Raw genomic sequence first — 5,557 nt, 5'->3', positions numbered from 1 at the left:
ATGATTTGATTGGTAGTATACAACATCAGAAAGTTACCTTTGTTTGATTAAGATTCGACACCTTTATCTAAACGGGTAACTTTCTCTTTTTCAAGATCTTTGTCCGATCAGATCGGAACTAATACACTTTAATCCCCTGACTGTCTCAGAGTGGCCTGACCCTTCGACCACCGCATAGTATTCTCCTTCAGCACCTATGCGCGAGTAAAAACTCAAGGCATTTTCCCCCGGCCCATACATGCCAGTGTTCACATTAAAACAGCCGCTTTGTAGTTTGGTCACTGCATTGGCAATACTATCCTTACCCAGGGTAATGGTGTAACCATTAGACCCCATCAGGATCGGCGCATGGTTAGGTTTTTCTGCATACACTGAAACATCCTTTAAGCCAAACTGATCGTAACCGGCAACCACAATCGTTGCACCACCTTGATGCCAGGTATCGCCATTCACCTCTTTTTTGGGGTTACCGAATTTCTTGCTTAAGCTGGCTTTAGTGTCTGCCATGGTGACCTTCTTGCCGCCAATAGAAATATAATCTTCTGCAAAGGCAGGGGCTGCCCATACAGCGGTTAATAGTGTCGCAATGATTAGCTTTTTCATAATAAGGCTTCCTGCTTAATAACACTTTTTCACGTCATAATTGACAGGCTCATTGATCCAGCCCACCCGAGAAGCAATACCCATTCCTTGCGTTCTGGTATCCTTACGATAGGTATTCCATTCATTAATGGCATCTTGGGTTGTATCCGCAGACCAGTAAAAACTACCGTTATCAACACCCGGCTTTTTAACCACATAGCGTATTGTCCTGTCAGCCTTATTGATCCAGCGGCTTGCCAGGCAGAAATTGCTATTTAGCGTATTTCCTATACTCAGGATTGGGGTGTCCACAAAGGCATTAGTATTCACGACCGCATAATTTATGCCCGGAAGAAAAGTGAATTCAGCAGTCTCCTCAATTCTTCCGGCGACTCTGTTTTCAAAGAAATTGCTGTAGATGTTATAAAGCTTGCCGTTTTTAAATTCAGCCGTAATAACCGCCGCCCCTTTTTTCCAGATCATGGTATTGCCACTGGTAGAGCTGGGTTGTCCAAGCTTAACAGTGAGAGACTTTTGGGTTTCAAATTTAGGAACGATATATTCTTTCCCAATTTTAAATTGAATTTCTGCAAAAGCAGAGGTTGTACAAGCCACCAATAAAGCAGCGATCATTAATTTTTTCATGATGATTTCCTTTTTCCTTTCATGATATGCCCCCTCCTGTACAGGCCAGGTTGGCCGACAGGCTATTAATTTAAAATAAAAATAGTCCCTGAAAACTTAGGATAATATTCAGGTTAAACGAGTTCGTAAGGGTAGGGATAGAAAGGCCGTATTAAAGATGCGGCTTAAGAAATAGGAATGGGTATATATAGTCATGATTGACTCCTAGATGAGATTAGAAGTCCTACCAGATCACTGCTAAATGATGGGTGGCAGAACGAAAGAGGGTTAGCAGACTGGTCATCTAGGAACCAGCACGCGCGAACGCGTCCCCCTCCCGTTCCACCGCAGAGGGGGGCGAGAAAGGCACACGTAATACACAGGCATAAACCCGATGGATTACGCGCTAGATGAACTCGGTCTGCTAAAACCGTCTGGCAATGTAGGCCAGCTAGAAAAGAATAATCGGGAGGTAGGGGTTAGTCAATGCTAGCCTTCAAAAGCAGGACATGATTTTACGGGAAGCTGTTTTTGCTATAATTTTATTAGACGTGTGATACCTAATCACTAAATAATAGATGCTGATTCTTCGTCAAGTTTGAATTTGAGTATGTCGATATTAAGCTGTTTTAATGCTTGATTAAGGTCTGAGGCAATCGTTTCATCATTTGGAAGAACCAGAAATTTTCGACAATTCTCAGATACACCATGAATCATCAGTTGTCCGATAGCTGTATAAATATTAGTACGCGCTGCACTAGTCTTAACTTCATAGACTTCAATAAGCTCCTCTCCAATAGCGACACCTAAATCAATAAACCTATCTTTAACTAGACGGCCACTTTTTGGCAGTCTATTTGTATTGCGCCATAGGTACAGTGCATCAACGACTTCGCCATGCCGAGATAAATAATCAATTTCTCCTGACCGCTGTCCTAGGCGTCTGCCTCGTGCCTCAGCAAAAAAATCATTATATTGTTTTTTCTTTTTTTGAAAATCTGTAGTTGTTAAAACTCCATTACGCACCGCTTGCTTAAAATCTACAATAGCATCGATATAACGAATAGCTGGTCGGGTGGCTTTGGTGCCTTTAATAGGTATGACTAAAGTACCTTCCTTGAGGCGGCCTGATGAATCCATAACTTCAAAAAGTCGTTCGCCACTACATGCTAAAAAGGCTTCTTTACAAACACCTTTGGTACCCCCACCTACGCGGCCTGAATGCATCAAATAAATCGAACCCGTATTGCTATCGCGCGCGAAGAAGCCTGCAATTCGATCATTACGACCTTCATATACTGTATTAATCTCTACAGTAATATCTAGACTTGGACTGTCCCTAAGCAAGCCAAACCAGTTCAAACGCCTTGGGTTAATCATTCCTTTTTCGTTACAATCTTCTGACCAGAACCAATAGGTTCCATCAGTTTGTACTTGAGCATCAGTCATAGTGCCACCAGGGTAGCCAATATTTTTTACTATTTTTTTCTTAAAGTCGCGGCGAATCGCTATTTCTAAATTACGCTGTGCTTTTGCAATTTCTTCTTTAGATTCTATTAATAATAACATTGGGACTTCCTAACTCTAGTTGTGTATAAGTATTAGCAGCTAAAAAGAGTATCTTAAATCCAAATAATTTCAAATGCATATTACCTCCATGAGCAATCAACTTTCATAGAGGTAATACATCATGGCACATTTAATTGATTCCATGGCCTATGTCGGTGACACCCCATGGCATGGCTTGGGGAATGTCTTGGAGCGTAAGCAACCGATAGAGGTCTGGGCACAGCAGGCGGGGATGGACTGGACGATTATGCAAAGTCCGGTGCATTTTAAAATAGGTGAATCCGGTGGTAGGTTGACTGATCAAGCTGGCCAGCAAGGTATAGTGCAACGTAAGGATTCATGGCTGGTGGAACTGGAATCAACCTTACCGTTTAATGAGCATAAGGTACTATTCCGCTCTGATACCAAGCAGCCTTTATCAGTAGTCAGCCAGCGTTACCATGTAGTCCAACCACGGGAGATTTTAGAATTCTACCGGGATTTGACCGAGAAGTCTGATTTTGAGCTGGAAACTGCTGGTGTTTTAAAAGGCGGCAAGAAGCTATGGGCATTAGCCCGTACTGGCCAGTCTGCATCGATTAAGGGTAATGATGTTACTAATGGCTATGTCTTATTGGCAACGGCTTGTGATGGCACGCTTGCCACTACTGCACAATTCACGTCTATCCGGGTGGTGTGTAATAACACTTTAGCGATTGCCTTAAATGAAGTGAAAGGTAAGGGCAGTGCTACTCAGTTTAATGGGACAGCCGCTAATCCGGGCATCGTTAAGGTGCCGCACAATACCAAGTTTGATGCAGCACTGGTTAAGCAGCAACTGGGCATTTCCGTATCCAGCTGGGATGAATACATTTACCGTCTAAACCTGCTGTCAGACCGTAAGGTGAAATCAGTAGAGGTCGACCGTTTCCTCTGGTCGGTATTTAACGAAGGTAGCAATCAGGGCAGTGGTTCATTTAACGAGCGTGCCATGAGTAAGTGCAAGACCTTGTTTGAAGGGCATGGCCGGGGTGCATCACTGGCTTCAGCCCGTGGTACAGCATTTGGCCTGCTAAATTCCATTACCGAGTTTGTTGATCATGAGCGGCGTGCCCGCAGTACCGATCACCGTCTGGACTCTGCCTGGTTTGGCACTGGTGCCAGCATTAAACAGCGGGCGCTGGATTTATCCTTAAGCATGCTTTAACCACTACGCCATAGCAACAAAACGTCCCATAAAAAACCCCGGTAGGATCAACCTACCGGGGTTTTTTATGCTCACTTCATTACCGAGGTACACCTGATGAAACCCATCTTATTACCAGACTTAAACCTCACTGAACTACATACAGCTAAACCCAATTCACCAGAGTCAGCAGGGTATAGCAGCTATTCTGCCAAGCCTATTAAGCAAACGATTAAACCCGCAGTGCACGTGGGGTTAATCATCAATCATTCACCTGATGCTGGAATTAATGTTGAGCGAATTGAAGTCCATGTCATCCTGATTAGCGATTAAAGTAAACAGGGTAAACAGAAGACAGAGAATGCATTAAACACAAGCAGGACAGTAGTTGCTTGCATAGATAGGTACAACCCATCTATGCAAGCAAACCTAAGTATTTATTTTTTTGCCTTCTTAGTTGAGAGTTGCAAAGAGAGTCTGCCCTGATACGGGCTGGGTCGGATGGCGTTAAATTTTATCGGCCTTGCCATGATGTAGAGAGAAAACGCTCTCGTCATCATTTCTGGGAGATCCATCATGAATGCTATCCATGTAAACAACTATCCGCTGCACAAAATCATTAATATCCGTCAAGTAGTTGAGTATACCGGTCTTAGTCGCTTAACCATCTATGAAATTATCAATCCAAAGACAAAGTACTATGATGCTAGTTTCCCTAAGCAGGTTAATTTAACAACTAGCCGGGTGGGGTGGGTGGCTAGCGAGATTAATGACTGGATTCAGGTGAAAATTAGCCAGCGTTAAAAATAGGTTTTATCTTTGACAAGTATTTGATCACAAAGCTGCACCGATCAGTAGCAGCTTTAACACAAGTGTTATGACTAAGCGGAAGTCCCTGTTTGAGAGACATGGCCAGGGTTCCATCCTAGATTCTGCTAAAGAAGCAGCTTATGGGTTGCTGAACAGTGTCACGGAATTTGTGGATCATGAGCGCTGGGCTAAAAAAGGCAGCAGCTGAGCCTTAAGGGCATCACTTTGCTTAGCAAGCTTAAAGTACTCAACATCCTGCTGAATTACTGCCTTGAACTCAGTGGCCTTTTGCTTATTGACTCCCTTAAACAGATAAGTCTGATTAGCCGTTAAAACCTGGACATTTGCCCAGAACAGGCCATACGTCACTTCTACATTGAGCTGCTGGTCTAGGCCAAGAGTTTTCTCTACCGAGTCTTGAACCAGAGACAGTTGTGGGTACTGGTAACTGAGCTGCCAACGGACTTGGGAGTTTAAAAGGTAGCTAAATAAGCTGGGTGTAATGTGCATAAGCTTATAGTTCTTGGCTAGTGCTAAGTTGCTAGTACATAGTAGTAATTGAACCCGAGTTAAATCTCATTTGATTAATAAGGTTTGATAAAACCTAGTAGGCTAGCCTAATGGTAATTTTAAAGCCATACCCATAATTTAATTGCCAAAAGATAAGGTAAAAGCTTTACTAGATCTCTTTCATAAATCAAAAAACGATCTTCTTTTTGGTTAATATTTGCACTCCGGATTTCTTAGCATTCGTGCATAATCTGCGGATGAAATACATCGATTCAAACAAGCTTTCTGATCCTCAGT

8 protein-coding genes are annotated in these 5,557 nt (G+C 42.9%); 4 read left to right on the top strand and 4 right to left on the bottom strand.

The features are described from left to right. Positions 1–90: 90 nt before the first annotated feature. From E2B99_RS11050 to E2B99_RS11040, 3 genes are all read right to left on the bottom strand, one after another. Complete coding sequence (locus E2B99_RS11050; protein ID WP_134245006.1) at positions 91–603, bottom strand: hypothetical protein; 513 nt, start codon at positions 601–603, stop codon at positions 91–93. 15 nt (positions 604–618) lie between these two features. After that, positions 619–1,227 carry a hypothetical protein gene (locus E2B99_RS11045; protein ID WP_134245005.1) on the bottom strand — a complete coding sequence of 203 codons (609 nt, stop codon included), beginning with the start codon at positions 1,225–1,227 and terminating at the stop codon, positions 619–621. A gap of 546 nt (positions 1,228–1,773) precedes the next feature. Next, positions 1,774–2,775 (bottom strand): hypothetical protein, encoded by a 1,002-nt coding sequence (locus E2B99_RS11040; RefSeq protein WP_134245004.1) that lies wholly within the window; start codon positions 2,773–2,775, stop codon positions 1,774–1,776. A 121-nt stretch (positions 2,776–2,896) separates the two neighbouring features. On the opposite strand from E2B99_RS11040, the gene E2B99_RS11035 reads away from it, so the two are divergent. The 4 genes from E2B99_RS11035 (at position 2,897) to E2B99_RS11020 (ending at position 4,958) form a co-directional block, all read left to right on the top strand. After that, entirely contained in the window at positions 2,897–3,961 is a 1,065-nt protein-coding gene (locus E2B99_RS11035; RefSeq protein WP_134245003.1) for a DUF932 domain-containing protein, read from the top strand. Positions 3,962–4,057: 96 nt separating this feature from the next. After that, on the top strand, positions 4,058–4,273 hold the full coding sequence (locus tag E2B99_RS11030) for a hypothetical protein (protein WP_134245002.1): 216 nt from the start codon (positions 4,058–4,060) through the stop codon (positions 4,271–4,273). A gap of 243 nt (positions 4,274–4,516) precedes the next feature. Continuing rightward, positions 4,517–4,744, top strand: a complete 228-nt coding sequence (locus tag E2B99_RS11025) for an AlpA family phage regulatory protein (protein ID WP_134245001.1) — start codon at positions 4,517–4,519, stop codon at positions 4,742–4,744. Positions 4,745–4,817: 73 nt separating this feature from the next. Next, positions 4,818–4,958, top strand: a complete 141-nt coding sequence (locus E2B99_RS11020; RefSeq protein ID WP_134245000.1) for a DUF932 domain-containing protein — start codon at positions 4,818–4,820, stop codon at positions 4,956–4,958. Here E2B99_RS11020 and E2B99_RS11015 read toward each other — a convergent pair. After that, positions 4,925–5,260 carry a hypothetical protein gene (locus tag E2B99_RS11015; RefSeq protein ID WP_134244999.1) on the bottom strand — a complete coding sequence of 112 codons (336 nt, stop codon included), beginning with the start codon at positions 5,258–5,260 and terminating at the stop codon, positions 4,925–4,927. The two genes, E2B99_RS11020 and E2B99_RS11015, sit on opposite strands and share 34 nt — an antisense overlap. Between the last annotated feature and the right edge of the window lie 297 nt (positions 5,261–5,557).

This window comes from Alkanindiges illinoisensis (assembly GCF_004377485.1).
GTDB classification, from domain to species: Bacteria; Pseudomonadota; Gammaproteobacteria; order Pseudomonadales; family Moraxellaceae; genus Alkanindiges; species Alkanindiges illinoisensis_A.
This window is presented reverse-complemented; position numbering and strand designations above follow the sequence as displayed.

What these genes read in the sequence shown, in the direction of transcription:
- E2B99_RS11050 (WP_134245006.1), bottom strand. Translation starts at nt 603, where the DNA reads ATGAAAAAGCTAATCATTGCGACACTATTAACCGCTGTATGGGCAGCC.
- E2B99_RS11045 (WP_134245005.1), bottom strand. Translation starts at nt 1,227, where the DNA reads ATGAAAAAATTAATGATCGCTGCTTTATTGGTGGCTTGTACAACCTCT.
- E2B99_RS11040 (WP_134245004.1), bottom strand. Translation starts at nt 2,775, where the DNA reads ATGTTATTATTAATAGAATCTAAAGAAGAAATTGCAAAAGCACAGCGT.
- E2B99_RS11035 (WP_134245003.1), top strand. Translation starts at nt 2,897, where the DNA reads ATGGCACATTTAATTGATTCCATGGCCTATGTCGGTGACACCCCATGG.
- E2B99_RS11030 (WP_134245002.1), top strand. Translation starts at nt 4,058, where the DNA reads ATGAAACCCATCTTATTACCAGACTTAAACCTCACTGAACTACATACA.
- E2B99_RS11025 (WP_134245001.1), top strand. Translation starts at nt 4,517, where the DNA reads ATGAATGCTATCCATGTAAACAACTATCCGCTGCACAAAATCATTAAT.
- E2B99_RS11020 (WP_134245000.1), top strand. Translation starts at nt 4,818, where the DNA reads ATGACTAAGCGGAAGTCCCTGTTTGAGAGACATGGCCAGGGTTCCATC.
- E2B99_RS11015 (WP_134244999.1), bottom strand. Translation starts at nt 5,260, where the DNA reads ATGCACATTACACCCAGCTTATTTAGCTACCTTTTAAACTCCCAAGTC.